General features: G+C 70.8%; 21 protein-coding genes. 9 read left to right on the top strand and 12 right to left on the bottom strand.

Going from position 1 to position 26095, the window contains the following annotated elements; translation table 11 throughout:
* Nucleotides 1–73: 73 nt before the first annotated feature.
* On the top strand, nucleotides 74–1969 hold the full coding sequence (locus EHF32_RS00525) for an ABC transporter ATP-binding protein (protein WP_137416304.1): 1896 nt from the start codon (nucleotides 74–76) through the stop codon (nucleotides 1967–1969).
* Between the two features lie 18 nt (nucleotides 1970–1987).
* Here EHF32_RS00525 and EHF32_RS00520 read toward each other — a convergent pair whose 3' ends face one another.
* Nucleotides 1988–3868: a phosphoenolpyruvate carboxykinase (GTP) gene (locus EHF32_RS00520; RefSeq protein ID WP_137416303.1), complete on the bottom strand. Its 1881-nt coding sequence runs from the start codon at nucleotides 3866–3868 to the stop codon at nucleotides 1988–1990.
* A gap of 124 nt (nucleotides 3869–3992) precedes the next feature.
* Between EHF32_RS00520 and EHF32_RS00515 the strand changes: the two genes are divergently transcribed.
* Nucleotides 3993–5429, top strand: coding sequence for a helix-turn-helix domain-containing protein (locus EHF32_RS00515; RefSeq protein WP_137416302.1), 1437 nt, complete (start codon nucleotides 3993–3995; stop codon nucleotides 5427–5429).
* A 70-nt stretch (nucleotides 5430–5499) separates the two neighbouring features.
* Here EHF32_RS00515 and EHF32_RS00510 read toward each other — a convergent pair whose 3' ends face one another.
* From EHF32_RS00510 to EHF32_RS00500, 3 genes are read right to left on the bottom strand one after another with little or no spacing between them, the layout of a single operon-like run.
* The gene (locus tag EHF32_RS00510; RefSeq protein WP_137416301.1) at nucleotides 5500–6786 is read right to left on the bottom strand and encodes a monooxygenase; all 1287 of its coding nucleotides are present in this window, start codon (nucleotides 6784–6786) and stop codon (nucleotides 5500–5502) included.
* Nucleotides 6783–8009, bottom strand: coding sequence for an acyl-CoA dehydrogenase family protein (locus EHF32_RS00505; RefSeq protein WP_137416300.1), 1227 nt, complete (start codon nucleotides 8007–8009; stop codon nucleotides 6783–6785). Before EHF32_RS00505 ends, EHF32_RS00510 begins: the two co-directional genes overlap by 4 nt.
* A 12-nt stretch (nucleotides 8010–8021) precedes the next feature.
* Nucleotides 8022–9443 (bottom strand): LLM class flavin-dependent oxidoreductase, encoded by a 1422-nt coding sequence (locus EHF32_RS00500; RefSeq protein ID WP_137416299.1) that lies wholly within the window; start codon nucleotides 9441–9443, stop codon nucleotides 8022–8024.
* 209 nt (nucleotides 9444–9652) lie between these two features.
* On the opposite strand from EHF32_RS00500, the gene EHF32_RS00495 reads away from it, so the two are divergent.
* From EHF32_RS00495 to EHF32_RS00480, 4 genes are all read left to right on the top strand, one after another.
* Entirely contained in the window at nucleotides 9653–10966 is a 1314-nt protein-coding gene (locus EHF32_RS00495) for an ABC transporter substrate-binding protein (RefSeq protein WP_137416298.1), read from the top strand.
* Nucleotides 10959–11876 (top strand): carbohydrate ABC transporter permease, encoded by a 918-nt coding sequence (locus tag EHF32_RS00490; protein ID WP_137416297.1) that lies wholly within the window; start codon nucleotides 10959–10961, stop codon nucleotides 11874–11876. The genes EHF32_RS00495 and EHF32_RS00490 overlap by 8 nt, the downstream gene beginning before the upstream one ends.
* Nucleotides 11869–12711, top strand: coding sequence for a carbohydrate ABC transporter permease (locus EHF32_RS00485; RefSeq protein ID WP_137416296.1), 843 nt, complete (start codon nucleotides 11869–11871; stop codon nucleotides 12709–12711). Before EHF32_RS00490 ends, EHF32_RS00485 begins: the two co-directional genes overlap by 8 nt.
* Nucleotides 12712–12968: 257 nt before the next feature.
* Nucleotides 12969–13940: a type IV toxin-antitoxin system AbiEi family antitoxin domain-containing protein gene (locus tag EHF32_RS00480; protein WP_137416295.1), complete on the top strand. Its 972-nt coding sequence runs from the start codon at nucleotides 12969–12971 to the stop codon at nucleotides 13938–13940.
* A gap of 159 nt (nucleotides 13941–14099) precedes the next feature.
* Here the strand turns inward: EHF32_RS00480 and EHF32_RS00475 are convergent, their stop codons facing one another.
* Nucleotides 14100–15572: an NAD-dependent succinate-semialdehyde dehydrogenase gene (locus EHF32_RS00475; RefSeq protein ID WP_137416294.1), complete on the bottom strand. Its 1473-nt coding sequence runs from the start codon at nucleotides 15570–15572 to the stop codon at nucleotides 14100–14102.
* A gap of 289 nt (nucleotides 15573–15861) precedes the next feature.
* Here EHF32_RS00475 and EHF32_RS15690 point away from each other — a divergent pair, with 289 nt between their 5' ends.
* Nucleotides 15862–16299, top strand: a complete 438-nt coding sequence (locus EHF32_RS15690; protein WP_161594039.1) for a MarR family winged helix-turn-helix transcriptional regulator — start codon at nucleotides 15862–15864, stop codon at nucleotides 16297–16299.
* Nucleotides 16296–17030 (top strand): NAD(P)H-dependent oxidoreductase, encoded by a 735-nt coding sequence (locus tag EHF32_RS00465; protein ID WP_137416292.1) that lies wholly within the window; start codon nucleotides 16296–16298, stop codon nucleotides 17028–17030. The genes EHF32_RS15690 and EHF32_RS00465 overlap by 4 nt, the downstream gene beginning before the upstream one ends.
* A gap of 171 nt (nucleotides 17031–17201) precedes the next feature.
* Here the strand turns inward: EHF32_RS00465 and EHF32_RS00460 are convergent, their stop codons facing one another.
* The 4 genes from EHF32_RS00460 to EHF32_RS00445 all read right to left on the bottom strand — a co-directional run bounded on the left by EHF32_RS00460 (nucleotide 17202) and on the right by EHF32_RS00445 (nucleotide 21301).
* On the bottom strand, nucleotides 17202–17849 hold the full coding sequence (locus EHF32_RS00460; protein ID WP_137416291.1) for a pyridoxamine 5'-phosphate oxidase family protein: 648 nt from the start codon (nucleotides 17847–17849) through the stop codon (nucleotides 17202–17204).
* The gene (locus EHF32_RS00455; RefSeq protein ID WP_137416290.1) at nucleotides 17846–18631 is read right to left on the bottom strand and encodes a creatininase family protein; all 786 of its coding nucleotides are present in this window, start codon (nucleotides 18629–18631) and stop codon (nucleotides 17846–17848) included. Before EHF32_RS00455 ends, EHF32_RS00460 begins: the two co-directional genes overlap by 4 nt.
* A complete protein-coding gene (locus EHF32_RS00450) occupies nucleotides 18628–19950 on the bottom strand; it encodes an FAD-binding oxidoreductase (RefSeq protein ID WP_137416289.1) in 1323 nt (440 codons plus the stop codon). Before EHF32_RS00450 ends, EHF32_RS00455 begins: the two co-directional genes overlap by 4 nt.
* Nucleotides 19951–20086: 136 nt before the next feature.
* The gene (locus tag EHF32_RS00445; protein WP_137416288.1) at nucleotides 20087–21301 is read right to left on the bottom strand and encodes an amidohydrolase family protein; all 1215 of its coding nucleotides are present in this window, start codon (nucleotides 21299–21301) and stop codon (nucleotides 20087–20089) included.
* A 118-nt stretch (nucleotides 21302–21419) separates the two neighbouring features.
* On the opposite strand from EHF32_RS00445, the gene EHF32_RS00440 reads away from it, so the two are divergent.
* A complete protein-coding gene (locus EHF32_RS00440; RefSeq protein ID WP_137416287.1) occupies nucleotides 21420–22397 on the top strand; it encodes a PDR/VanB family oxidoreductase in 978 nt (325 codons plus the stop codon).
* A 15-nt stretch (nucleotides 22398–22412) separates the two neighbouring features.
* On the opposite strand, the gene EHF32_RS00435 is transcribed toward EHF32_RS00440, so the two are convergent.
* The 3 genes from EHF32_RS00435 to glyA form a co-directional block, all read right to left on the bottom strand.
* Nucleotides 22413–23723 carry an amidohydrolase family protein gene (locus EHF32_RS00435; protein ID WP_137416286.1) on the bottom strand — a complete coding sequence of 437 codons (1311 nt, stop codon included), beginning with the start codon at nucleotides 23721–23723 and terminating at the stop codon, nucleotides 22413–22415.
* A gap of 53 nt (nucleotides 23724–23776) precedes the next feature.
* Nucleotides 23777–24661: a bifunctional methylenetetrahydrofolate dehydrogenase/methenyltetrahydrofolate cyclohydrolase gene (locus EHF32_RS00430; protein ID WP_137416285.1), complete on the bottom strand. Its 885-nt coding sequence runs from the start codon at nucleotides 24659–24661 to the stop codon at nucleotides 23777–23779.
* Nucleotides 24662–24799: 138 nt separating this feature from the next.
* Nucleotides 24800–26074 carry a serine hydroxymethyltransferase gene (gene glyA, locus EHF32_RS00425; protein WP_137416284.1) on the bottom strand — a complete coding sequence of 425 codons (1275 nt, stop codon included), beginning with the start codon at nucleotides 26072–26074 and terminating at the stop codon, nucleotides 24800–24802.
* Nucleotides 26075–26095: the final 21 nt, after the last annotated feature.

The raw sequence follows: 26095 nt of genomic DNA, 5'->3' as shown, positions 1-26095 counted from the left end.
TGCCGGGGCGGCGACCAGGGTTGGCGAGCGGAGGTACGGTCGAGGGAGGAACTCCCGCCGATCGAGGTCGCCCATGTCCAGCCCCGCTCCCGCCCGTCGCAGTCCATTCGCGCGCCCCAAGAAGGACGACGGACCCCGCGCCAGCCTGCGCCAGTTGCTCCCGTTCCTCTTCGAGCACAAACGGGTGCTCGTGGTGGTCACCGTGCTGAGCATCGTGGCCGCGGTCACGACGCTCGGCCAGCCGCTGCTGGTGGGCGAGCTGATCGCGCGCGTGCAGGCGAACGAGGGACTCGGGCTGCTCGTGTGGGGGCTGGTCGCGCTCGTCGTCGGCTCCTCGCTGGTGTCCGGCTATCAGCACTACCTGCTGCAGCGCACCGGCACCGCGGTCGTCTTCTCGAGCCGGCGCCGGCTGATCGCCCGCATCCTTCACCTGCCGATCCGCGAGTTCGACGCCCGGCGCACCGGCGACCTCGTCTCGCGGGTCGGAACCGACACCACGCTGCTCTACGCGGTGCTCACGCAGGGACTCGCCGATTCGGTGGGCAACGTGCTGATCTTCGTCGGCGCGGTCATCGCCATGCTTCTGATCGACCCGCTGCTGCTCCTGCTCATCCTCGTCGTCATCGGCGCCTCGATCGCGGTGGTCGGCGTGCTCAGCGGACGCATCCGGCGCGCGACCCGCGAGCAGCAGGAGACGGTGGGCGAGCTCGCCTCCGGCGTGGAGCGGGCCGTCGGGTCGATCCGCACCGTGCGCGCCGCCGGTGCCGGCGACCGCGAGCAGGCGAGCCTCGAAGGCGTCGCCGAGCGCGCGTACGGCAGCGGCGTGCGCGTTGCGAAGGCCTCGGCGCTCGTGGTGCCCGTCGCGGGTGTCGCGCTCCAGCTCTCGCTTCTGGTCGTCCTGGGCGTCGGCGGCTTCCGCGTCGCCTCGGGCGCGATCACGATCGCGAGCCTCGTCACCTTCGTGATGTTCCTCTTCTTCCTGGTTCAGCCGTTGGGCTCCTTCTTCGGCGCGATCACATCCGTCAGCCAGGCGCTGGGCGCGCTCGGCCGCATCCAGGAGGTCCTCGACCTGCCGACCGAGACGCAGGACGACGCGCAGATCGCCGCCCACGCCATCCCGGCGACGGATGCGGACGCCGCCGACATCGCGGTGGAGTTCCGCGATGTGCACTTCCGTTATCCGGCGGCCGTCGCCGCCGCGCGCGCCAAGACGGAGGCGGAGGCGCGTGCGCTTCTCGAGGTGGCCCGCGTGGACACGTCGGCCCTGGAGGCCGTCGCGGACGAGGCCGGCGACGTGCTGCGCGGCGTCTCGCTGCGCGTGCCGCGAGGCTCGCGGGTCGCCCTGGTGGGCCCGTCGGGCGCAGGCAAGAGCACGACCCTCGCCCTCATCGAGCGGTTCTACGACCCGACGGCGGGTGCCATCCTGCTCGGCGGTCGCGACATCCGGACCCTCGACCGCGGGCAACTGCGCGCGCAGCTGGGCTACGTGGAGCAGGATGCCCCGACGCTCGCGGGCACGCTCGGCGACAACCTGCGTCTGGCCTCCCCAGATGCGAGCGACGAGGCGTGCGAGGCCGTCCTGCGGGCGGTGAACCTCGGCGAGGTGCTGGACCGTTCCCCCGAGGGCCTCGCCGCGCCGGTGGGTGAAGGCGGTGTGATGCTCTCCGGCGGTGAGCGTCAGCGCCTGGCGATCGCCCGCGCGCTGCTGGCGGCTCCCCCCATCCTGCTCCTGGACGAATCGACCTCATCGCTGGACGGGTTGAACGAGCAGCGGATGCGGGAGGCGATCGACGCCGTCGCCGAGGGACGCACCCTGATCGTGATCGCCCACCGGTTGTCGACCGTCGTCGACAGCGACCTCATCGTCGTGATGGATCACGGCCGGGTCGTCGGCGCGGGCACGCATTCCGAGCTCGTCACCGAGGTGCCGCTGTACCGCGACCTCGCCAAGCACCAGCTCCTGGTCTGAAGTCTGCGGGAGGGGCCGTCAGGCCCGTGCGAGGCGGTAGCGCAGGGAGGCGAGCTCGGCACGGAGAGCCGAGGGGATGCGGTCGCCGAAGGTGTCGAAGAACTCCTCCGTCAGTTCCGCCTCCGCCAGCCAGGACTCCGGGTCGATAGCGAAGAGCTCCGCCAGATCCGCCTCCGTGACAGCGGTGCCCTCGAGGTTGAGGTCCTCGGGGCGCGGCAGACGCCCGATCGGGCTGGGCTCGGCCGGCACCTCGGACTCCAGGCGACGCACGATCCACTCCAGCACCCGCACGTTGTCACCGAAGCCCGGCCAGAGGAACCGACCGTCGGCGCCGCGGCGGAACCAGTTCACCTGGAACACGCGGGGCGCCCGGTCGAAGCGAAGCGACCCGCCGACCTTGATCCAGTGCGCGAAGTAGTCGGCCATGTTGTAGCCGCAGAACGGGAGCATCGCGAACGGATCGCGGCGCAGCTCTCCGACGGTCCCCTCGGCGGCGGCCGTCCGCTCCGACGAGATCGTCGCCCCGAGGAACACGCCGTGCGCCCAGTCCGTCGCCTCGACGACGAGCGGCACGTTGGTGGCGCGGCGCCCGCCGAACAGGATGGCGTCCAGCGGCACGCCCTCCGGCGTCTCCCAGTCATCCGCGACCTGCGGGCACTGTGCGGCGGCGACCGTGAAGCGCGAGTTCGGGTGCGCGGCGGGTCGACCCGAGGCGGGGGTCCAGGGGTTCCCCTCCCAGTCGATGAGCTCGGCGGGGGCCTCATCCGTCAGCCCCTCCCACCACACGTCGCCGTCGGGGCGCAGCGCCACGTTCGTGAAGATCGTGTTGCCCCACAGCGTCTCCACCGCCGTGGCGTTGGTCGACTCGCCCGTGCCCGGCGCGACGCCGAAGAAGCCTGCTTCGGGGTTGATCGCCCACAGGCGTCCGTCCTCACCCGGCCGCAACCACGCGATGTCGTCGCCGAGGGTCTCGACGCGCCATCCCGGGATGGTGGGGCGCAGCATCGCGAGGTTCGTCTTGCCGCACGCCGACGGGAACGCCGCGGCGACGTGGTAGCGCTTGCCCTCGGGGCTGATGACGCGGATGAGCAGCATGTGCTCGGCGAGCCAGCCCTCGTTGCGCCCGATGACCGAGGCGATGCGCAGCGCGAAGCACTTCTTCGCGAGGATCGCGTTGCCGCCGTAGCCCGAGCCGTACGAGTAGACCTCGAGCGTGTCCGGGAAGTGGACGATGTACTTGTCGTCGTTGCAGGGCCACGCGACGTCGGCCTGGCCCGGGGCCAGCGGAGCCCCCACGGAGTGCACGGTGCGCACCCAGTCGGCGCCGTCCGCGATCTGCTGCAGGACGGCGGATCCGACGCGCGTCATGATGTTGATCGAGACGACGGCGTAGGGCGAGTCCGTCACCTGCACACCGATGTGCGAGAGCGGGCCGCCGACGGTTCCCATCGAGAACGGCACGACGTACATCGTCCGGCCACGCATGGAGCCCGCGAACAGCGCGTCGAGACGGGTGCGCATCGCGTCGGGCTCCGCCCAGTTGTTCGTGGGGCCCGCGTCCTCCTCCTTCTCGGAGGCGATGAACGTCCGCCCCTCGGTGCGGGCGACGTCGCTCGGGTGGGAGCGCGCGAGGTACGAGCCCGGACGCCATTCGGGGTTGAGCTTGATGAGAGAGCCCGCATCCACCATCGATCGCAGCAGCATGTCGTTCTCGGCCTGCGATCCGTCGACCCAGTGGATGCGGTCGGGCTGGGTGAGGGCGGCGATCTCGTCGACCCATCGGGTCAGCGCGGCCATACCGGGTCCGGATGCGGTCGGCTGAGCACCGTAGGACGTCGCCGTGCGTGCGGCGGTAGGGCGCGTGGGGGCGCTCGAGGTGTAGCTCTCAGCAAGGGCCATGATCACTCCAGTCGGCATCAGCGGCGTTCAGAACGTGGGTTCCCTGCAAGAATGACGCCCCGGCATCCTCGTTTTCAGAGATCGAATCTCGAAAGAGTGCGATTTCTTTCGCTATTCTCAAAACATGCCTTCGACGACCATCGAGCTGGCCACGCTCGGCCACCGCATCCGTCACTTCCGCACGGCGGCAGGGCTCACTCTCGACGAGCTCGGGGCTGCCGTGGGGGTGGCCGGCAGCCACCTCAGCCTCATCGAGAACGGCAAGCGCGAGCCGAAGCTCTCGCTGCTCCAGGAGATCGCGGCGGCCACCGGCACCCAGCTGGCCGAGCTGCTGTCCACCGAGCCGCCGAACCGGCGGGCGGCGCTAGAGATCGAGCTCGAGCGCGCACAGACCTCCCACGCGTTCCGGCAGCTGGGCCTGCCGCCGATCCGGGTCACGAAGGCGTTGAGCGACGAGACGATCGAGACCGTGCTGGGCCTGCACCGCGAGTTGCAGCGCCGAGAACGCGAGGCCATCGCGACGCCCGAAGAAGCCCGCCGCGCCAACACGGACATGCGGCTGCGCATGCGGGAGATGAACAACCACCTCCCCGATATCGAGAAGCTCGCCGAGAAACAGCTCAAGTCGGCGGGACACACCTCGGGCGCCCTGACGCACCGCACGGTGAGCATCATGGCCGAGCAGCTGGGCTTCGAGCTGATCTACGCGGGCGACCTGCCCGCATCCACGCGGTCGATCACCGACCTCGAGAACGGGCGCATCTACCTGCCGCCGGCTTCCATCCCCGGCGGCCACGGACTGCGCTCGATGGCGCTGCAGGCGATGGCGCACCGGCTCCTGGGACACCAGCCGCCCCGTGACTACGCCGAGTTCCTGCAGCAGCGGCTGGAGATCAACTACTATGCAGCGGCCTGCCTCATGCCGCCGGCACCCGCCGTGGCCTTCCTGCAGCAGGCGAAGAAGGACCGCAACCTCGCCGTGGAGGACTTCCGCGACGCGTTCGGGGTGACGCACGAGGCCGCCGGGATGCGGATGACGAACCTGCTGACCGAGCACATCGGCATCCGTCTGCATTTCCTGCGGGTCGCCGGCGATGGCGCCATCTCACGCGTCTACGAGAACGACGGCCTCCCGTTGCCGATGGATGTGACGGGAGCGGTCGAGGGGCAGATCGTGTGCCGCAAGTTCGCCGCCCGTGCGGCCTTCGCGGAGCAGAACCGCACGACCGAGCACTACCAGTACACCGACACCCCCTCGGGCACCTTCTGGTGCTCGACGCAGACCGGCACGACCCACGACGGCGAGTTCTCGATCACGGTGGGCGTGCCGTTCGACGACGCGAAGTGGTTCCGCGGCCGGGAGACGGCGAAGCGCGCGAGTTCGCAGTGCCCCGACGAGTCGTGCTGCCGCCGCCCGTCGAGCCAGGCCGCCGAGCGCTGGCAGGGACGCGCGTGGCCGAGCGCCCGCGTGCACATGCAGATGTTCACGCCGCTGCCGCGCGGCGCCTTCCCGGGCGTCGACGACAGCGAGGTCTACGACTTCCTCGACCGGCACGCCTGACCCACCGCGCGAGGGAGTATCCGTTCGCCGAGCGCGCACTCGATGGGGTGCTCGCTCGGCGAACGGGTGCTCACTCGGCCGGGGCCGGCGTGCCGACCGCCCAGAGCGCCTGCGGCAACCGATCGTGCAGCACCCACTGGCCCACCCAGCGGTTCTTGTACAGCACCGGATTGTGGCTCGAGACGGTGCGGGCGTTTCGCCAGTGCCGGTCGAGGTGCGCACCGCGCGCCGTGGCCGAGGCGCCGAGGGTGTCGAACAGGCGTGAGGTGAGCTGCTGCACCGCGGCGGTCGCGAAGGACTGCGCCTGTGCGGCTCGGATCTCCGCGAGCCCCGCGAGCCGGCGCGCACGGTCGAGGGCCACCTCGTCGTCGGGCGTATCGCGCACGGCGAGCGCGGCCCCGTAGGCGTCCTCGACCGCCTCGGCGACGGCTGCGACACTCGCATCCACGGCGAAGGCGGATGCGGCGAGCTCCCCCAGCAGGGCCTGGATCTGCGCGTCGTCCTGCACCCGGGCGGCGGTGCCGTGGCTGTAGACGCGGGACCGCGCGCGCACCGCGGCGGCCGCGTCGGCGACGGATGCGTGCGCGATGCCGGCGAGCACGGCCAGCAGCACGAGCTGGTACAGACCGGTCTGGTACGCGAACCGTTCGGCGACCGGCAGGACGTCCGCGGGATCCACGACGGCGTCCTCGAAGACGATCGTCCCCGTTCCGGTGAGGCGCTGGCCGAATCCGTCCCAGTCGTCGATCACCGTGACACCCGGCTGGTCGAGTCGCACGAGCGCGGCGACGTCCACGCCGTCGGAGAGGCGGTGGGCGACGGTGTCGGTCCACTCGGCGAAGATGCTGCCGGTCGTGTAGAACTTGCGGCCGTTCAGGCGCAGGATGCCGTCCGCGTCGGTCGAGAGCTCCGCGCTCGCCCGTGACGTGGTCGAGCCGGCGGCCTCACTCCAGGAATTGCCGCTGATCTCACCCGCCGCGATGCGGTCGACCCACCGCGTGGCGAAACCCGCATCGGTCGTCGTCAGCGCCTGCTCGACGAGTGCGACATGACCGCGCAGGATCTGCGGGATGTTGGCGTCGGCCGCGGCGACGGCCACGAGCAGCCGTGTGAAGGTGGGCCAGTCCAGCCCCAGCCCGCCGTCGGCGAGGGAGAGTCGGGCACGTCCGAGCCCCGCCTCGCGAAGGGCGGCCACGGCCTCGCGGGGAAGCTCGCGCGCGAGATCGCGCCCTCCGGCGCCGTCGGCCACGGCGTCGAGGATCGGACGGAAGCGCGCCTCGATGTCGGCGGGCAACCGCGCCCAGAGCTGGTCGTCGACGTGGGTGCGGACCTGGGCCGCCACGGATGCGGTGCTCATGTGTAGAGGGAGATCGGCTGGACGGCACCGGTGAGGAAGTGGGCCCCCACCTCGAGCTTCTTGTAGTCGACCGGGTCGTGGAGGGAGTGGGTGCGGATGTTGCGCCAGTGCAGGTCGAGGCCGACGCGGTTGGCCGTCGAGCTCGTTCCCGTGGCCTCGAAGACGCGGTGGGCGACGTCGGTCGCGGTGTCGCTGGCGACGACCTTCAGCTGCGCGATCTCGATCGCGATCTCCGCGCGGTCCTCGGCCGTGACGTCGGCACCCCGGGAGATGACCTCGTCGAAGCGGCTGTTCACGCGGTCGGCCAACGCTTCGACCGCAGCGGTGCGCGAGACGAGCTCGCCGTACAGCCGCCGTACGAAGGGATCGTCGCTGTAGGTCTGAACACCCGAGAGGAACCAGGAGTTGGGCCTGGCGTTGGTCAGTTCGCGCGCCTGCGCCAGAGCCCCCTGCGCGATCCCGAGGTAGAGGTTTCCGAACACGAGCTGGATGGCGGGTGTCACGAAGCTCTGGATCGGTTCGTCCGTACCGAAGCCGAGCACGTGCTCGGGTTCCACCCGCACATCGCGGTAGGTGACGGTGTTGCTCGCCGACAGACGCTGGCCGAGGTTGTCCCAGTCGTCGACGAGCTCGACACCGGGGTGCCCGTAGGGCAGCACGAGGAACGCGAAAGCACCCGCATCCGGGCCGTCCTCGACGACGGCATTGATCAGGAGCGCCTCTCCGACACCGGATCCGGTCGAGTACCGCTTGAAGCCGTTGAGTCGGTAGCCGTCGCCGTCGACCGTCAGAGTGAGATTCGGGTCGACGGGGTTCACCGAGTCGCCCCAGACCCAGCGTCCGGCGATCGTGGCACGGAACCAGCGCTCACGCTCGGCCGCGGGCGCGACGAGGGCGATGTTGGCCTCGTTCACGTAGTGGTATCCGAGCACCTGCGCGATGGAGGCATCGGCGCGCGCGAGGATGCGCACCGCGCGGAACGCGCTCTCCCAGTGCGCTCCACCGCCCCCGTATTCCGCGGGGTCGAGCAGAGTCGTCAGGCCCGCGTCCTTCAGAAGCCGCGCTTCGGCGAAGGGCTGGGCGTTCGCGCGGTCGCGGGCAAGCGCGTCGAGGGCGAGTCGCTCGGCGACGGATGCGGCGACCGCATCCCAGTGGGCGAGCTCCGCCGCATCCGCGGTGCCCTGGAAATGGGTGCGGGCAGGGGTCAGAGTCTGTGTCGTCATGGCTGTTCCTGTTCAGACGGGAGTGGAGACCAGGGATGCGGGGCTGTCGGCGGCGCTCGGCGCGCCGACGTATGCGCCGCGGTACGCGTGGGCGGGGTGCCACGGCGCGATGACGGCGTCGCCCGTGAGCCGCTCGCGGAGTGTCCCGCCCACCCGGCCGCCGTCGTCGAGGCGTCCGCGCCGGCGCAGCTCCGGGACGAGCAGTTCGACGATGTCCTCGAAGGTGCCCGGCGTCACGACGTACGCGAGGTTGAACCCGTCGACACCACCCACCTCGATCCATCGCTCCAGCTCGTCGGCGACGGTTGCGGGGCTTCCCACGATCACGGCGCCGATGCCTCCGATGCCGACGTACTCGGCGATGTCGCGCGGCGTCCACGCACGGCTGGGGTCCGCTTTCGTGAAGATCGACAGAGCGGAGCGCGCTGCATCCGTGTCGACGTAGGTGAGCGGCTCGTCCGGGTCCAGCGTCGACAGGTCGATTCCCGACCAGCCGCCGTAGAGGGCGAGTGCTCCTTCCAGCGAGACATAGGAGCGGTAGTCGGCGTACTTCTGCTGGGCGAGCTCGTCGGTCTCGGCGACGACCACGGTGGCGAGGGTGAGGATCTTCACCGAGTCGCGAGGGCGTCCGATCGCCGCAGCCTTGTCGCGGATACTGTCGGTCGTGCGCCGGGTCAGCTCGGGCGCGAGGCCGTTGATGAAGATCGCCTCACCGTGCCGCGCAGCGAACTCCTGTCCACGCGGTGACGCGCCCGCCTGGAAGATCACGGGTGTCCGTTGCGGCGAGGGCTCGCCGAGGTGGATGCCGGGAACGTCGAAGTGCGTGCCATGATGCCCGATCGGGTGGACCTTTTCGGGGTCGGTGAAGACACCGGCCGCGCGGTCACGGAGCACGGCGTCGTCCTCCCACGATCCTTCCCACAGCTTGTAGGCGACGTCGAGGAACTCGTCGGCGATGCCGTAGCGGTCGTCGTGGGCGATCTGGTCGCCGAGACCGAGGTTTCGCGCGGCACTGTTGAGGTACGAGGTCACGACGTTCCAGCCGACGCGCCCTCCCGTGAAGTGGTCGAGGGTCGTCAGCGTGCGCGCGAGGGCGTACGGCTGCTCGTAGGTCGAGGCGATCGTGACGCCGAACCCCAGCCGCTCGGTGACGGCAGCCATCGCGGGGATCTGCAGCAGGGGGTCTCCCACCGGTATCTGCGCGGCGTCGCGCAGCGCGGGGGCGGCCGAATCGCGGTAGACGTCGTAGACGCCGAGCACATCGGCGAGGAAGATCGCGTGGAAACCGCCGCGCTCGAGAAGCCGAGCGAGCTCGATCCAGTACTCGAGCCGGTTGTACTCGTCGGCTCGGTTGTCCGGGTGACGCCAGAGCCCCGGGGCCTGGTGCGTGACGCAGCTCATCTCGAACGCGTTGAGGATGAGGGGCTTGCTCATCGTCCGTCCTTCCTGCCGGCGAGCGCCGTACGGCCGGAAAGCTAGCAGCGCGGATCGGGGCCGCCCACACCCATCCGACACACGCGTTCATGCAGCCGCGGCGGATGACGTTTCCTTACGACCCGCGGTGCACGAGCCTCCGATCCCCGTGCAGGATGACGGACCGTGCGGTCCACAGCCCGCACTCTCCCCCACCCGAGAGGCCCGCCATGTCCGCTTCCTCCCGTCGCATCCTGCGCCGGCTCGCCGTCCCCGCAACGCTCGCGGTCACCGCCCTCGCCCTCGCTTCCTGCGCGAGCGGCTCCGCTTCCGCGGATGGCGACGACCAGGAGCTCACCGTCCTGCTGATCTCGTCCCACGAGGGCGCGTCGAAGCTGCTCGCCGAGCGCTACGAGGCCGAGACCGGTGTGAAGATCAACCCGGTCATCGTTCCCTACGACGAGATCGGCAACACCCTCGCGCTCGATCAGCAGTCGGGCGCGAACACGATCGACGTCGCCGCACCCTGGTACGTGTCGATCGGCGATCTGGCCGATGCCGGCGCCATCCAGGACCTGACCGACTGGATCGAGAGCGACGCCGACCTGCAGACGGACGATTTCATCCCGTCGATCTACGACCCGTACAGCCTCGTCGACGGGCGCCGGTACGGGCTGCCGTTCGACGGCGACACGCACGTGCTGTTCTACAACAAGGAGATCCTGGCGCGGAACGGTTTCACCCAGCCGCCCGCCACGTGGGACGAGTACGTCGAGCAGTCCCGCACGATCACCGCGAACGAGAGCGCGAACGGGGTCTACGGCAACGTGATCTTCGGCCAGAAGTCGCCGCTCATCCTCGGCGCGAGCTTCGCGAACCGTCTCGCCGGATTCGGCGGTGAGTTCGTCGACGCCGACGGCAAGCCGGTCATCAACTCGCCCGAGGCGATCGAGGCCGCGCAGTCGCTCGCCGACTCCCTGGCCTCCGCCTACCCCACGCCCGCAGAGACCGCCTTCGGCGAGGGCAACTCGGCCTGGTATGCCGGCAACGCGGCCTTCATCGAGAACTGGACCGACCTCGGCGTGGGTTCGCAGACCAATCCCGACTCGACGGTCAAGGACAAGTGGGGCGTGACACTGCTGCCGGTGGGCGGCGAGAACACCACCTCACGGGCCTCCCTCGTCGCGGGCTTCACCTGGGTCGTCGCAGCCAACACCGCGAAGACCGATCTCGCGCGCGACTTCATCGCCTGGGCGTCCTCGAGCGAGGTGAACGAGGAGCTCCTCGTCGCCGACCCGCAGACCGGGATCGACCCCAACCGGATCTCCTCGCTGGAGAGCGAGGCCTACGGCACGGCGTACCCCGATCTGCAGCGTGTGAACCGTGCGACGCTCGACGGCGCACTGGCCTGGCCCACGGGCAAGAACGCCACCCAGGCGGCCGAGGTGCTCACGGACGAGCTGGCGAAGCTGGTCGCCGGCGAGGTCACCGCCGAGGAAGCCCTCGACGCCACGCAGGCGGAGTGGGAAGAGCTCCTTGGCTGACGCCCTCACGCGCGTGCGCCCGCGCCGTGCCCCTCGGGGACCGGCGTGGGCGCACCGCGCGTTCGTCGCACCGAGCATCCTGGCCCTCGTCGTGCTGGGCGTGTATCCGCTGCTGTTCATCGTGGGGGCGGCATTCACCGAGTCCTCGCTCGGTCGCCCCTTCCAGGAGTGGGTCGGCACCGCGACCATCGAGAAGGTGCTCGGGGATGCGGATGCGGTCGCCACCCTCGCACGCACCCTCGTCTACGCCCTCGGGGTGTCGGCGGCGAGCCTCGCGCTCGGCGTCGTCGCCGCCCTCGCGCTGCACGGAGCCGTTCGCAGCGGTTCCTTCGTCCGCACGCTCCTGCTGTTGCCGCTCATCACGCCCCCGGTCATCGTCGGAACACTGTGGAAGCTCGTGTACAACCCCGGCGGCGGGCTCCTCGCGACTGTGCTCGGATTCTTCGGAGCGCCCCGCGACGCGATCGCGCCGCTCTCCTCCACCGCGTGGGCACTGCCCGGCATCGCGCTCGCGGACGTGTGGGAGTGGACGCCTCTGGTCGCCCTTCTCGTGTTCACGGCACTGCTCGCGCAGGACGCGCAGACGCTCGAGGCGGCCCGCCTGGATGGCGCGCACGGGTTCGGTCTCTTCCGGCACATCACCCTGCCGGCGATCTCCGGCGTGGTCGCGGCGGCCTTCTTCATCCGTCTCGTGCTGGCGTTCAAGGTGTTCGATCTCGTCTTCATGATGACCTCGGGCGGTCCGGGACAGGCGACGACCACGACCTCCTATCTCATCTACCAGGCGGCCCTGCGCGAGTTCGACCTCGGTAAGGCCGCCGTCATCACCCTGCTGCTGGCTGTGCTCGTCACGGTCGCGACCCTTCCCTTCGCCCTCGCGGCGCGCAGATTGCAGGCCAACCATGAGTGAGCTCCTCGCCCTTCGGCGACCGCGCGCGTCGCGCCGCAGCATCCTGGCCACCATCGTGCTCGCAGCTCTCGTGCTGTTCTTCGTGGCGCCGCTGCTGTACCTGGTCTCGGTGTCGTTCATGGGCCGCAACGAGACGGGTCAGGGAGTGCTGATACCTGCGGTGCCGCAGTTCTCGAACTGGACCGATGTGCTGACGCAGTCGGATCTGCTGCGCGGCATCGCCAACTCCCTGATCGCCGCGATCGGCGGCGCGCTCGTCTCCCTGTTGATCGCGCTGCCGGGTGCCTGGGCGATGGTGCGCTTCCGCACCGGCGGCGCGACGCTCGCGGGCACGATCATGAGCCCGTGGCTGCTGCCGCCGATCGTCGCCGTCGTGCCGCTGTTCACCCTGCTGCGCCTGCTCGGCGCGAACAACACGCTGTGGGGCCTGACCCTGGTCTACGCGCTGGTCAACGTGCCCGTGGCGATCTGGCTGCTGGAGGGGTTCTTGCGCAAGCTCCCGATCGAGATCGAGGAGGCGGCGAGGATCGACGGCGCCGGCTCCCTCCGCGTCCTGGTCTCGGTCCTCGCCCCGCTGGTCGCGCCCGCGCTGGTTGCGGTGGGCATCATCGCCGGTGTCCTGAACTACAACGAGTTCCTGCTGGCGACCTTCCTCACCCAGTCCCCCGATGCCCGCACGTTGCCCGTGGTGCTCTCACTGTTCTACGGCGAGCGCACCCCCCACATGGGCAAGATCGCGGCCGCATCCGTCATCGGCGTGATCCCCGTGTTCGCGACAGCCGTGTTCCTGCAGCGGTGGCTCGTCGGGGGCCTCACCTCCGGCGCGGTGCGCTGAGCCGCCGAGCCGCCGAGCCGCCGAGCCGCCGAGCCGCCGAGCCGCCGAGCGAGCATCCCTTTGTCGAGTGAGTACCCGATCAGGTACTCACTCGATGATCGGATGCTCACTCGGCCGTCTGGGTGCACCCGGGAGGTGCCGAAGCGACGGCGGATGCAGGGACGCACCGGCCCTCCCCATCCCTCGACGGCGGCGAGCTGTGCACACAGCAGGCAGCGACCGGCACAGCGCGCCGTCTCACCACCGAGGGTGGACGGATGCTGCCATCATTCGACGACGCCGTCTTCACCCGCCGAGACGCGCTTGCGCGCGGCGCCTCGGACACGACGCTTCGCGCGGACCGCGATCGGGGCAGGCTCGACCGTGTGCGGCCGGGCGTCTACGCCGCCGCCTCGGCATGGAAGGACCTCGCATCCGAGGAGCGCGCGCGTTGGGCGGCCGCTGCCGCGCACGAAGCGGGCAGAGGCGCTCCGATCGTGTTCTCGCACCTGAGCGCCGCCGCGCTCTGGGGCCTGCCGCTCTTCCGTGTCCGCGCCACGCGTGCGCACGTCACGGTCGACGGCCCGGCGAGGTCCACGCCGCAGGTGTTCCGTCATCGACTGCCACTCCCGCCCGCGGACGTGGTGTGGCTCGAGTCCGGTCGACTCGGTGTGACCACGCTGGCTCGGACGGTCGCGGATGTCATCGCCACGGTACCGCTCGAGGCGGGCGTGTCCCTCGCGGATGCGGCTCTGCGCACAGTCGCGACGAACGCGACTGGCGCGATCGATCTCGAGCGCGCCGAAGATCTTCGTGAGGAGATCACCGACCACCTACGTCGTCGAACAGGACGACGCGGGATCCGTGCGGCCCGCTTCGTGACGGAGTTCGCGGATGCACGTGCACAGCTTCCCGGCGAGAGCGTCAGCCGGCTCCTGCTGCGAGAGCTCGGCTTCGCCGACCCGGAGCTCCAGGTCCCCGTCAGCGGTCCACGCGGCGCGGACTATCTCATCGACTTCGACCTCGGGACGGTGTGGGGCGAGTTCGACGGCGCCGCGAAGTACACTGATCCCCGCTTCTTGAACGGCCGCACGCCCGCTCGGGCGCTCGCCGACGAGAAGGAACGAGAGGACTGGATCCGCGGGGTGACCGGTAAGCGGATCGTGCGCTGGCAGATGCCGCACCTCGCTACGAGCTCGACCTTCCGCCGCCACCTCGCGGCCTGCGGCGTCTCCCCCCGACACGCCTGACACCGGCGCACTCACACCCCGACGCTCGCCGAGCGAGCATCCGTTCATCGAACGAGCACCCAATGCGGTGCTCGCTCGGCAACCGGATGCTCGCTCGGCGGCGGACGAAGGAGCAGGCGCGGGACGGCGTGAGGCCGCGGCGCTCCGGCCCGCTGATGCTCAGGCGAAGGGGTTGGGCGTCAGCGTGTACTTGGTCTGCAGGTACTCGTGGATGCCCTCGGCGCCGCCCTCGCGGCCGAGACCGGAGGACTTCCATCCGCCGAAGGGCCCTGCCGCATTGGACACGACACCCATGTTGAGCCCCATCATCCCGGTCTCGAGGCGCTCGATCATGCGCTGGCCGCGCGCGAGGTTCTCGGTGAAGACATACGACACCAGTCCGTACTCGGTCGCGTTGGCGAGGGCGACCGCCTCGTCCTCGGTGTCGAAGGGGACGATCGCCAACACGGGGCCGAAGATCTCCTCGCGCAGGATGTCGCTTCCCGCCGCGACGTCGGAGACGACGGTGGGCTCGAAGAACGTCCCCTCGCCCGGGATCGCCGCGCCCCCGGTGCGCACGCTCGCGCCGCGCGCGACCGCATCCGAAACCAGTGCCTCCGCCTTCGCGACCGCGCGGTCGTCGATGAGCGGGCCGATCGCCACGCCGTCCTCGGTGCCGCGACCGACGCGCATCGCCTGCACCCGTTCGGTGACACGGCGCGCGAACTCCTCCGCGACGCTGCGATGCACGAGGAAGCGGTTGGCGGCGGTGCACGCCTGGCCGATGTTGCGGAACTTCGCCAGCATCGCCCCCTCCACGGCCTTGTCGAGGTCGGCGTCGTCGAAGACGAGGAAGGGCGCATTGCCGCCGAGCTCCATCGACGTCCGGAGCACACCCCCCGCCGCCTGCTCGAGCAGCTTCACCCCGACCGGCGTCGAGCCCGTGAACGACAGCTTGCGCAGCCGCGGGTCGCGGATGATCGGCTCCGAGACGGCGCCCGAGTGCGACGTGGTGATCACGTTGACCACGCCGTCCGGCAGCCCCGCATCCTGCAGCAGCTGGGCGAAGTACAGGGTCGTCAGCGGCGTGAGCTCCGCCGGCTTGATGACCACCGTGCAGCCCGCGGCGAGCGCCGGGGCGATCTTGCGGGTGGCCATCGCGAGCGGGAAGTTCCAGGGGGTGATGAGGTAACAGGGACCGACGGGATGCTGCGAGACGATCATGCGACCGGTGCCCTCGGGGTTGGCGCCGTACCGTCCCTGCACGTGAGCGGCCTCTTCGCTGAACCACCGCAGGAACTCGCCGCCGTAGACGACCTCGCCACGGGCCTCCGCGAGCGGCTTGCCCATCTCGATCGTCATGAGGAGCGCGAACTCCTCCTTGCGCTCCTGGAGCAGATCGAACGCGCGGCGCAGCAGTTCCGCCCGCTCGCGCGCCGGGGTCCGCGACCACGACGCGAACGCGTCGACGGCCGCATCCAGCGCGGCGGCGCCGTCGGCGACCGTGGCGCTGGCGATCGTCTTCACGACGGCGTTGGTGGCGGGGTCGCGCACGTCCAACGTCTGGGCGTCGGATGCGTCGCGCCACTCGCCGGCGATGAACAGCTGCGAGCGGACGCGGGCGAGCAGGTCGGTCTCGGTGAGTGCGGTCATCTCAGCTCTCCTCGGTCGGGTCATCCCGCCATCGGGACGTGCCCATTCTCATCCGCTGCGCAGCGCCAAGCATTCGCCCGCGCGGCGCGCCCCTGCATCCCGCTTCGCCGTCGCGTACAACGTGCGACGTCTTGGAAGCGCGGCTGCCGCTGCGCAACCGGTCGGAGATTCGTGCCGCGGTCGGAGGATTCACCGCGCATCCTCCGACTCGGCGCGCGTCCTCCGACGGCGCACGCGCAGCAGATGTCAACTGGTTGACTCAGGTCATGTCAACTGGTTTACTCGGAGTGTGGCCGAACGGATCTCCTTCACCCTGCACGAGCTCGTCGCGACCGTGGACGCATTCGCGGACGCGCGTCTGCGCAGTGCCTACGGGATCTCGATCGGCGACTTCATCTACCTCGCCACGATCGCCGATCAGCAACCGCTCGATCTGACCTCACTGGCGCGGTGCCTCATGGTCACGAAGGCCGCCGTCAGCAAGCGGATGCCGCATCTCGCCGAGGCGGGGTGGGTGCGCACCTCGAACGGTCCGGGGCGCCGCATCCTCGTCGGACTGACGGATGCGGGCGCAAGCCTCGTTCAGCGCGCCGGCGGCGAGCTCGACGCCGAGTTCATGAGTCTCTTCGACGATCCGCGCCTGATCGACACCGGAGTCGATCGCGCTGTGCTCGCCCGTCAGCTGGAGGTGCTGACGGAGCTCGTCCGAGAGAAGGAGACACCGTGAGCACCAGGATCGTCGTCATCGTCGGCACTCCGCTGCCCGACACCCTCAACCACGCCCTCGCCGCGTCGTACACGGATGCTGCCCGCGCCGCCGGCGCCGAGGTACGTGTGATCGACCTCGCCACCGAAGAGGCCCCCGCTCATCCGCGAACCACGGGCGAGGTGCGGATGCCCCGCGCCGCCGACGACGCACCGCTGGATGCGGTCGCGGCGCGAGCGATCGAGGACATCGCGTGGGCGGAGCACCTCGTGTTCTTCTTCCCCCAGTGGTGGGGCACCTATCCCGGGGCCCTCAAAGTCTTCATCGACCGCGTGTTCCTGTCGGGATTCGCGTTCCGCTATCGCCCGACCGGACCCCTGTGGGACAAGCTCCTCACCGGCCGCACCGCCCGCCTCGTCATGACCATGGACTCGCCGCGCGTGTGGAACGCGGTCGTGTACCGCCACGCGGCGGAGACGAGTCTGCGCAATGCGGTGCTCGGCTACTGCGGTGTACGCACGATCGGCGTGACCCGTTTCGATCAGGTGCGCCACCGCGGCGACGAGACACGCCGAGCGTGGATCGCCGAGGCGGCCCGCCTGGGCGCGAGGGATGCGGGGCGTCCCGCCCGGCGCCGCGGGCCCGTGGGCGCCGGGGCAGGAGCAGGAGCGGGCGCAGGGGCAGGGGCGGGAGCCGGAGCAGGGGCAGGGGCGGGAGCAGGAGCAGGGGCAGGGGCGGGAGCCGGCGTCTGACGCACAGCCGGACTCCCTCGGTCGGAGATTCGCGCGAATGTCGGAGGATACGGCGCGGAACCTCCGACATTGCGCGCTTTCTCCGACCGGCGTGACCGGCGCGACCGGTCCGACCAGCGTGACCGGCGCGACCGGCGCAACCCGCGTGACCCGCCGACCCGGGCGGCCGGCTCAGCCCGGAAGGTGCCGGCAGATCCAGCCGCCGCCGTCCTCGCGCACGTATTCGAGGCGGCGGCTCGCCGCGGCGGGATGCGACGTCCAGAAGAGCATGCGCCGCGGCCGCACCGCGTATCCGATCCAGCCGTCGGGCTGCGCCGGATGCGGGTTCGCCGCGGCGAACGCGGCCCACTGCCGCTCGCGGCGCGCACGCGGCTGGCGGGCGTACTCGGCGGTGTTCAGCCAGGCGAGCTGGCGCAGGTAGGCGGAACGGTCCGCGTAGGCGCGCGCGATCTCCTCCTCCTCCGCCACGGCCGCGGTCCCCTGCACGACGAGCTGGTGCGTGAATCCGGGCCAGAGCACGGTCAGCGCGACCCGCGGATTGAGGCTCAGCTCCCGCACCTTCCGGCTCGCCGCATCCGTGTGGAAGAAGAAGCGCTCCCCGTCGAACTCGGTCAGCATGACGGTGCGCGCGCGGGGGAAGCCGTCCTCGTCGACGGTGGACAGCGTCATGAGGGCGCGTTCCTCGCCCTCCCCGGGCAGCCAGGCAGCCGCGAGGGCGAGGGGATCGCGCGGCGGGTCCTCGGCGTGCACCGGGTCGGTGGCCACGTCGATGCGCGGCACTCGAAGGGCGACGACGTCGGATGCGGGAGGGCCGGTCATGCGAACTCGAATCCGTCGATCTCGATGAGAGCCTCGGCGACGAACGCAACGCCCGCCTCGAAGATCCGCCGCCCGTCCTCCGCATTGGCACCGGTGGGATCCCCGATCACGCCGTCGGGGCCGAAGTCGTCGCTCGTCCAGCCGAACATCACGGGCTTCGCATTGAAGCCGATGTGGGTCAGCCCCGCGATGCGCTCGGGCACGTTGCGCGGCGGCAGCTCCTTCGCCACCAGGTGCGGCGCAAGGTGCATGACCACCGAGGTCTCGCCCCAGCCGGCGTGAATGCCCTGTCCGAGCTCATCCGGACGGTCGTCGCGTCCGTCGCCCGCGACACCCGCCCCCGAGCCCATCGAGAACGAGCGCAGCCCGAATCGGCGCCGGAGCTCCCGGTTGACCCAACCGAGGAGCATGACGTTGCCGCCGTGGCCGTTGACGAAGGCGACGGTGCGCACGGGCGTCTGCGCGATGGCGCGGCCGATCTCGACGAGCTGCTGCAGTAGGGTCGTGCCCTCCATCCAGAGCGTTCCCGGGGCCCAGTAGTGCTCATCGGACTTGGCGTACGCGAGGGTCGGGAGAAGCCACGCATCCACGCCCTGCGCCGCGACGCGCTCGACGGCCGCGGTGGCGACCGCCTCCGCGATCAGCGTGTCGGTGCGCAGCGGCAGATGGGGACCGTGGTGCTCGATCGCCCCGATCGGCACGACGGCGATCGACCGGTCGCTCGTGGCGGCGACCAGCGCGGGTCCCGAGAGATCGTCCCATCGCCTCGTGGTCGCCGTCATCGGATCGCCCCCTTGGTCGGGCCGGCGTAGTCGGGGTTGAGCTTGCCCGGATTCAGCAGTCCCTGCGGGTCGGTGCGCCGCGCCAGCGCCACCGTCTCGTCGAGGCGGAAATCGACGTTCCACTGGTGGGGGTTGTGCACGCCGACGCCCAGCTCGCCGAGCCGCTCGATGCCGGCGTAGACCGCCTCCGGGCTCTCGTAGACACCCGCCAGCATCCCGATCGGAACGGTGTGACCCGCCTCGATGTGCAACTGGCCGCCGGGGTACACGGCGTGGACATCGTCGATGCGCTCGACCAGTGCGTCACCGGAGACCTCGACGTGGAAGTACACGCCCGGCTCGGACTTCTGCAGCCACTCGATCGGGTGGTTGTAGCTGAGCACGGAGATGGCGGCGCTGACGCCCGGCCCCTCCCGCACGTCCTCGATCCTTCCGCCGGCCTGCTCGATGACGGCGATCGCGTCCTCGAGGATGCGGGCATCCGCGATCATGCGCAGCGAGCTGCGACCGGTGGGGAACGCCTCGTCCGGCGGCAGCTGCGCGGTGATGTGCGGGGTGTCGGCCGATACGAGCCGCGGCGCCGGCGTCATCCGGCCGAGCGTTCGCAGCACGGACAGGGCTCCGGAGAAGTCGGGGAACGACGCGTAGAGGCCTCGCCAGTCCTGCAGCGGTTCGAGGCGCACGGTGGCCCGCGCGATGATGCCCGCGGTGCCGTAGTTGTGCACGTAGCCCTGCGCTTCGTCGCCCTCCACGTGCCGCAGTGCATCCTCGGATGCGGGCGTCGCGACGTCGAGCGCGACGACGAAGCCGGCATCGTTCGAGCCGTGCGCGATCGTTCCCGTTCCACCGGATCCGCCCGCGAGGAATCCGCCGATCGTGGTGTGCACGGTCGACGGGTACATCCAGAGCTGCTGACCGGCCGCGCGGGCGGCGGTCTCGAGGGCGTTCATCGGCGCGCCCGCATCCGCCGTGATCCAGCCGTCGCCCACCTCCACGATCGTGCGGGCGCGCGAGGTGTCGAGCACGAGTCCGCCGGGCATGGGGATCGCCTGCCCGTAGTTGCCGGTCCCCTTACCGCGTGGCGTGATGGCCACACCGTGACGGGCGGCGAGGCCGACGACGTCCGCGATCTCCTGCGCGGTCGTGGGGAACGCGACGAGGTCGGCGATCCCCAGCGGCAGCATCTCGGCGATGATCGGCGACATCCGCGCACCGTCGACGGAGGCCTTCTCGCGCTGTCGCATGTCGCTGGAGACGCCGCGGGGGCCCAGCAGGTCGCGCAGTTCCCGCTCGAGGGCGGCGTAATCGGGTGCGGTCATGGGAATCCTCCTTCGCGTGCATCTCCCGACGAAGGAGCGCGACGAGCCGGGTGATGAGTCACTCGCCGCGCAGAGGCCGTGGCCCGCGATCATCATGCGCCGTTCATGTTTCGCGCACGCAACACGCGGTTTGCGATCAGGGGGCGGCGGCCCAGCCCTCGGTCGTCGTGGCCGCCACGAGCCGACCACCGCGCATCACCAGGCGGTCCGCCGGCGCCTCGGCGATCGCCTGCACCAGCGAGTCCGCCCGCACCGCGAGCAGGTCGGCGCGCGCACCGACGACGACACCCGCCTCCGGCAGCCCCATGACCTCGCGTGCACCGGTGGACACCGCGGCATACGCCTCGTCCGCCGTGAGGTGCGCGGCAACGACGAGGAGCATCGCGGTCTCGAGCGCGTCACCGCGGCCGAGCGGATTGAACGGGTCGCGCACGTTGTCGGCACCGGCGGCGAACCGCGCGCCTGCCGTGAGGAGCGCTCGAGCCGGAGCGATGCCGCGGGGCGTCGAGACGGGGACGCCCCACCCCTGCAGCGACAGATTCGTGATCGGGTTGGCGATGATGCCCACTCCCGACGCGACGACCTCCGCGATGACCTCATCGCGCGCCGGCTCCTCGAGGGTTCCGAGACGCACGCAGTGCCCCGCGGAGCGGTTCTGCGACCAGCCGCGCGTGCGTCGCGCGTAGGCGTCGAGGGTCACGGCTGCCGCAAGCCCCTCATCCGTGTGCAGATCGACGGGCACGCCACGACGCTCGGCGACTTCGAGCAGTCGATGGAGATCGGCGATCGGGTCGTCGGCCAGGTGGGAGGCTCCGCCGACGACATCGGCGCCCGCATCCAACGCCGCCTCCAGGTGCGCGGTCGGGACGTCGGGACCGGCGAGGGCGACGATCTCGATGTCGACGAGTGCGGCCAGCTCCTCCCGGAGCGACACGAGCGCCTCGACCCCGCGGAGCGGCGCGTCGCCCAGCAGCACGTCGACGTGCGTGCGGATGGCCGTGGTGCCGTTGCGCAGCATCCGGAGCACCTGCGTGCGAGCCCGCTCGGTCACATCGGCGACGGTCATCGTCTCGGCGTAGACGCGCCAGGCGGCGATCGCCGCACGGAGATCCCCCATCGGCGAGCGGATGGCATCCCAGCTCAGCGCCTTGTCGAGATGCGCGTGCGGCTCGGCCGCAGCGGCGAGCAGCATGAAGCCGGACAGATCGTGCGCACCGGGTGCGGGGACAGAGGCCGCCGGCGTCACGGCGGCGATCCGGCCGTCGGCGATCGTGACGTCGACACGGGAGCCGTCCGCGAGCGCGGCCCCCGCGATCCGATCGATCATCGTGGCCTGCGGCGACTCGGTCATGGCGCTCCCTCTCCGGCACCGTCCGGCGCCAGCGCCGACCGTATCCGCCGCGCGTTTCCCGCCGGTAACGCACCCGTCGTCATCTGCTCGTCACACGGGCCGATTAGCGTGGCGCGCTGTGAGTTACTTCAGCGACGTCGAACGCGATCTGGTCGTGGTGGAGCGCACCGCGCTCACCGGCGACATCGTCGCCTTCGATCTGGCGTCTCCGAACGGGCGCGATCTGCCCGCCTGGACCCCCGGTTCCCATCTCGACGTGATCCTTCCGGATGCCGACGGCACCGGCCCGGTGGAACGCCAGTACTCGCTGTGCGGCGACACGGCGGAGCGCGGGCGATGGCGCATCACGGTGCTGCGCGAGACGGGCGGGCGCGGCGGATCCGTGCGTGTGCACGACGAGCTCGCGGTCGGCACGCGTGTGCGCGTGCGCGGCCCCCGCAACCACTTCCCGTTCGAGGTCTCCCCCGGTACGCGCTATCGGTTCGTGGCGGGCGGGATCGGCATCACGGCGATCCGGGCGATGGCGGCCGCAGCCGAGGCCGCCGGTGCCGAGTGGGAGCTGGACTACGCCGGGCGCAAGCGCGCCGGCATGGCCTTCGCGGCGGAGCTCGCCGACGCCTTCGGCGACCGCGTACGCATCCACGCCGGCGACGAGGGCGCCCGCCTCGACATCGACGCGCTGGCCGCATCCGTGGACGGGCGCACGGCCGTGTTCGCATGCGGACCGAAGCGGATGCTGGACGCGCTGGAGGCGGGCATCGACGAGCGCGCGCTGCACGTGGAGCGCTTCGAGGCGAAGGAGTTCGGGGAGCCGGTGTGGCCGGGGCAGTTCGAGGTGGAACTGGCGATGAGCGGCGACGTCGTCGTGGTCTCGCCGGAGCAGTCGGTTCTCGACGCGATCCGCGAGCAGTCCCCCGATACGCTCGTGCTCTCGAGCTGCCGCCGCGGCACGTGCGGCACGTGCGAGGTCCCGGTGCTCGAGGGCGACATCGAGCACCGGGACTCGGTGCTCACACCGATCGAGCAGCGTGATTCGACCGTCATGATGGTCTGCGTCTCGCGCGCGGCCTGCGAACGGATTGTGCTCGATCTCTGAGGGCACAGGCGCTGTTCAGCTACCGACCCGCGTGCGCAGTCGTTCGACGATCTCGCGCTCGTCGCCACGCACGAGACGGTAGTCGCGCACGACCACACGCCCCGCGACGATCACGTGGCGTGGCCTGCGCCCGGGGGCGGTCCAGAGCAGTCCCGCCACGGGATCCGCGACACCCGCATCCGCCACCGAGTCCACGTCCCACACGCACACGTCCGCGGCCGCTCCCGGCCTCAGGTGGCCGAGCTCGGGCCGGCCGAGCCCCGCAGCGGAGCCGGCGGTCGCCATCTCCAGCACGTCGCGCGCGTCGAGCTGCGGACCCACGAGCGCCGACACCTGCAGGGCCAGCCGCGCGTCGGCCAGCAGATGGCCGGCATCGTTGGATCCCCCTCCGGACGTGCCGAGTCCCACCGCGATGCCGGCTTCGCGCATCCGTGCGATCGGCGCGATCCCCCATCCCATCGGCACGTCGCACCCGGGGGCGTGGGTCGCGGTGACTCCCGCCGCGGCCAGACGGTCGATCTCGGCATCCGTCACATCGCAGAGGTGGGCGATCGTGACATCGGGCGCGAGCCACCCCCACTCCTCCAACAGGTCCAGGGGGCGCCGGCCGTAGCGATCGAGCGCGATCTGCGTGTCGACCTGCTCGTTCGCCTGAGTGCGACGGCGGAGTCCGTACTCGCGCGCCACGGCTCCGAGCGCACGGAAGGTGTCCTCCCCGTCGGAGTGCACGCCCGCCGGGCCCACCGCGAGCTGCAGCATCCCGTCGGCGCTCATCCCGCGCGCATCCGGCGTCAGGAAGGCGGCAGCGATGGCACGCGCGCTCGCCTCGGCCGCCTCGGGGGCGTCCCGGGCGGAACCGCGCACGAAGACGAGCCTGGCGCCGAGTTCGGCGGCCGCATCCGCGACGGACCGGGTGATCGCGACGGTGTCGTCGACCGGATGCGGCGAGCCCGCGGGGTCGGGCCAGTTCAGCTGGTGGTCGGCCACCGTCGTCACCCCGCTCAGCAGCGACTCGGCGATGCCCGCAGAGGCCGTGGCGCCGGTGAGCGAGGCGTCGATGCCGGCGCCCGCGTAGGCCGCGGCCATCGCCGGCAGCCAGTCCCGCATCGGCACCCCGCGGGTGCCGGGCAGGGTGCGAAAGCCGGTCTGCAGGAGGTGGTGGTGCGCATTGATGAGCCCCGGCGTCACGACACAGCCGGACACATCGAGCGTCTCGCCCGGTGCCTCCCCCGACGATGACACCACGGCGCCGTCGAGCACGAGGTCGCCGTCCCGCTCGGTGCGACGGTCGACGAGGATGCGGCGCGCGCCGCGCAGGGTCAGCATGACCCGATCGTCTCAGCCCGAGATCACGGGCGCGTTACCGCGCCGTCGGCGGGTCAGAGACCTGCGGCGCGCTCCGCGGCCTCGACGACGTTCGTGAGCAGCAGGGCCACGGTCATGGGCCCCACACCGCCGGGGTTCGGCGACACGTAGCCGGCGACCTCCACGACATCCGGATGCACGTCGCCGTAGACGATGCTCTTGCCGGTCTCCGGATGCGTCTCACGCGTGACGCCGACATCCAGCACGGCGACGCCCGCGCGCAGGTGCTCGGCGCGTACGAGGTGCTTGACGCCGGCGGCCGCGACCACGACGTCGGCCTGCGCGAGGTGGAACGGGAGGTCCGCGGTACCGGTGTGGGTCAGGGTGACCGTGGCGTTGATGTCGCGGCGCGTGAGCAGGAGCCCGATCGAGCGGCCGATCGTGACGCCGCGGCCGACGACCACGACGTGCTTGCCGGACAGGTCGTAGCCGTTGCGCTGCAACAGCTCGATCACACCGCGCGGCGTGCACGGCAGCGGCGAGGTGATCGGCGTGTTCACGTTCAGCACGAGACGGCCGAGGTTGGTGGGGTGCAGCCCGTCGGCGTCCTTGTCGGGGTCGATCCGCTCGAGGATGCGGTCCGTGTCGAGGTGCTTCGGCAGCGGCAGCTGCACGATGTACCCGTGGCAGGTCGGGTCGGCGTTGAGCTCGTCGATCAGCGCCTCGACGTCCTCCTGCGTGGCATCCGCGGGCAACTCCCGTTGGATCGAGTTCATCCCGATCGCGACGGACTGCTTGTGCTTCATGCCCACGTACAGCTGCGAGGCGGGATCCGCCCCCACCAGCACCGTGGCGATGCCGGGAACCACCCCGCGCTCGGCGAGTGCCGCCACGCGCGCGGTGAGTTCTTCCTTGATCGCGGCCGCGGTGCGGACGCCGTCGAGTGTGATCGCGGTCATTGTCGTCTCCTCTTCGAGCCCGCCCCGAGCACGCACCGATCTGCGCGGTGAGCGCAGGGTCGCGACCGAGGGTACTCAATCACTATGCACGTAGGGATACGGATGCGGCAACACCCGGTGCTGCCGCATCCGCTCCGATCACTGCTGGAGGTCGGGGTACAGCGGGAACGCCGCGGTCAGTGCCGCGACGCGGGTGCGCAGCGCTTCGACGTCGGCACCGGGCAGCAGCGCGAGCGCGATGATATCGGCGACCTCGGTGAACTCCGCGTCGCCGAACCCGCGCGTCGCCAGCGCCGGCGTGCCGATGCGCAGACCCGAGGTGACCATCGGCGGACGCGGGTCGTTGGGCACCGAGTTGCGGTTGACCGTGATGTGGATGTCGTGGAGGAGATCCTCGGCCTGCTTGCCGTCGATGGCCGCCTCCCGGAGGTCGACGAGCACGAGGTGCACGTCGGTGCCGCCCGAACGTACCGCGATGCCGGCGTCCCTCACGTCCTGCTGGGCGAGCCGGTCGGCGAGGATCGCCGCACCGCGGACCGTGCGCTCCTGGCGCTCCTTGAACTCGGGGGTCGCCGCGAGCTTGAACGCGGTCGCCTTGGCGGCGATCACGTGCATGAGCGGACCGCCCTGCTGGCCGGGGAAGACCGCGGTGTTGATCTTCTTGGCGAGGTCCTCGTCGTTCGTGAGGATGAAGCCCGAACGGGGGCCACCGATCGTCTTGTGCACGGTCGAGGAGACGACGTGCGCGTGCGGGACCGGGTTCGGGTGCACGCCCGCGGCGACGAGGCCCGCGAAGTGCGCCATGTCGACCCAGAGGTACGCGCCGACCTCGTCGGCGATCTCGCGGAAGCGCGCGAAGTCGAGCTGGCGGGGGTACGCCGACCAGCCGGCGATGATGACCTTCGGCTTGTGCTCGACGGCGAGGCGGTGCACCTCGTCCATGTCGATGACGCTGGTCTCCGGGTCGACGCCGTACGCGACGATGTTGTAGAGACGGCCGGAGAAGTTGATCTTCATGCCGTGCGTCAGGTGACCGCCCTGGTCGAGCGAGAGGCCGAGCAGCGTGTCGCCGGGGCGGGCGATCGCGTGCAGCACAGCGGCGTTGGCGGACGCACCGGAGTGCGGCTGCACGTTGGCGAAACCGGCGCCGAACAGCGACTTGGCGCGGGCGATCGCCAGTTCCTCGGCGACGTCCACCTCTTCGCAGCCGCCGTAGTAGCGACGACCGGGGTAGCCCTCGGCGTACTTGTTCGTGAGCACGGAGCCCTGCGACTGCAGCACCGAGACGGGCACGAAGTTCTCGGACGCGATCATCTCGAGATACCCGCGCTGACGCTCGAGCTCGCGCTCGAGCACCTGGGCGATCTCGGGGTCGACCTCTGCGAGGGGGGCGTTGAAGTACGGGTCGGTCATGACTCTCCCTGACGACGGTTT

The sequence above is a fragment of the Microbacterium sp. RG1 genome (genome assembly GCF_005347485.1).
GTDB classification, from domain to species: Bacteria; Actinomycetota; Actinomycetes; order Actinomycetales; family Microbacteriaceae; genus Microbacterium; species Microbacterium binotii_A.
The sequence above is the reverse complement of the archived record's forward strand: the minus strand, read 5'-3'. Positions and strand labels throughout refer to the sequence as shown.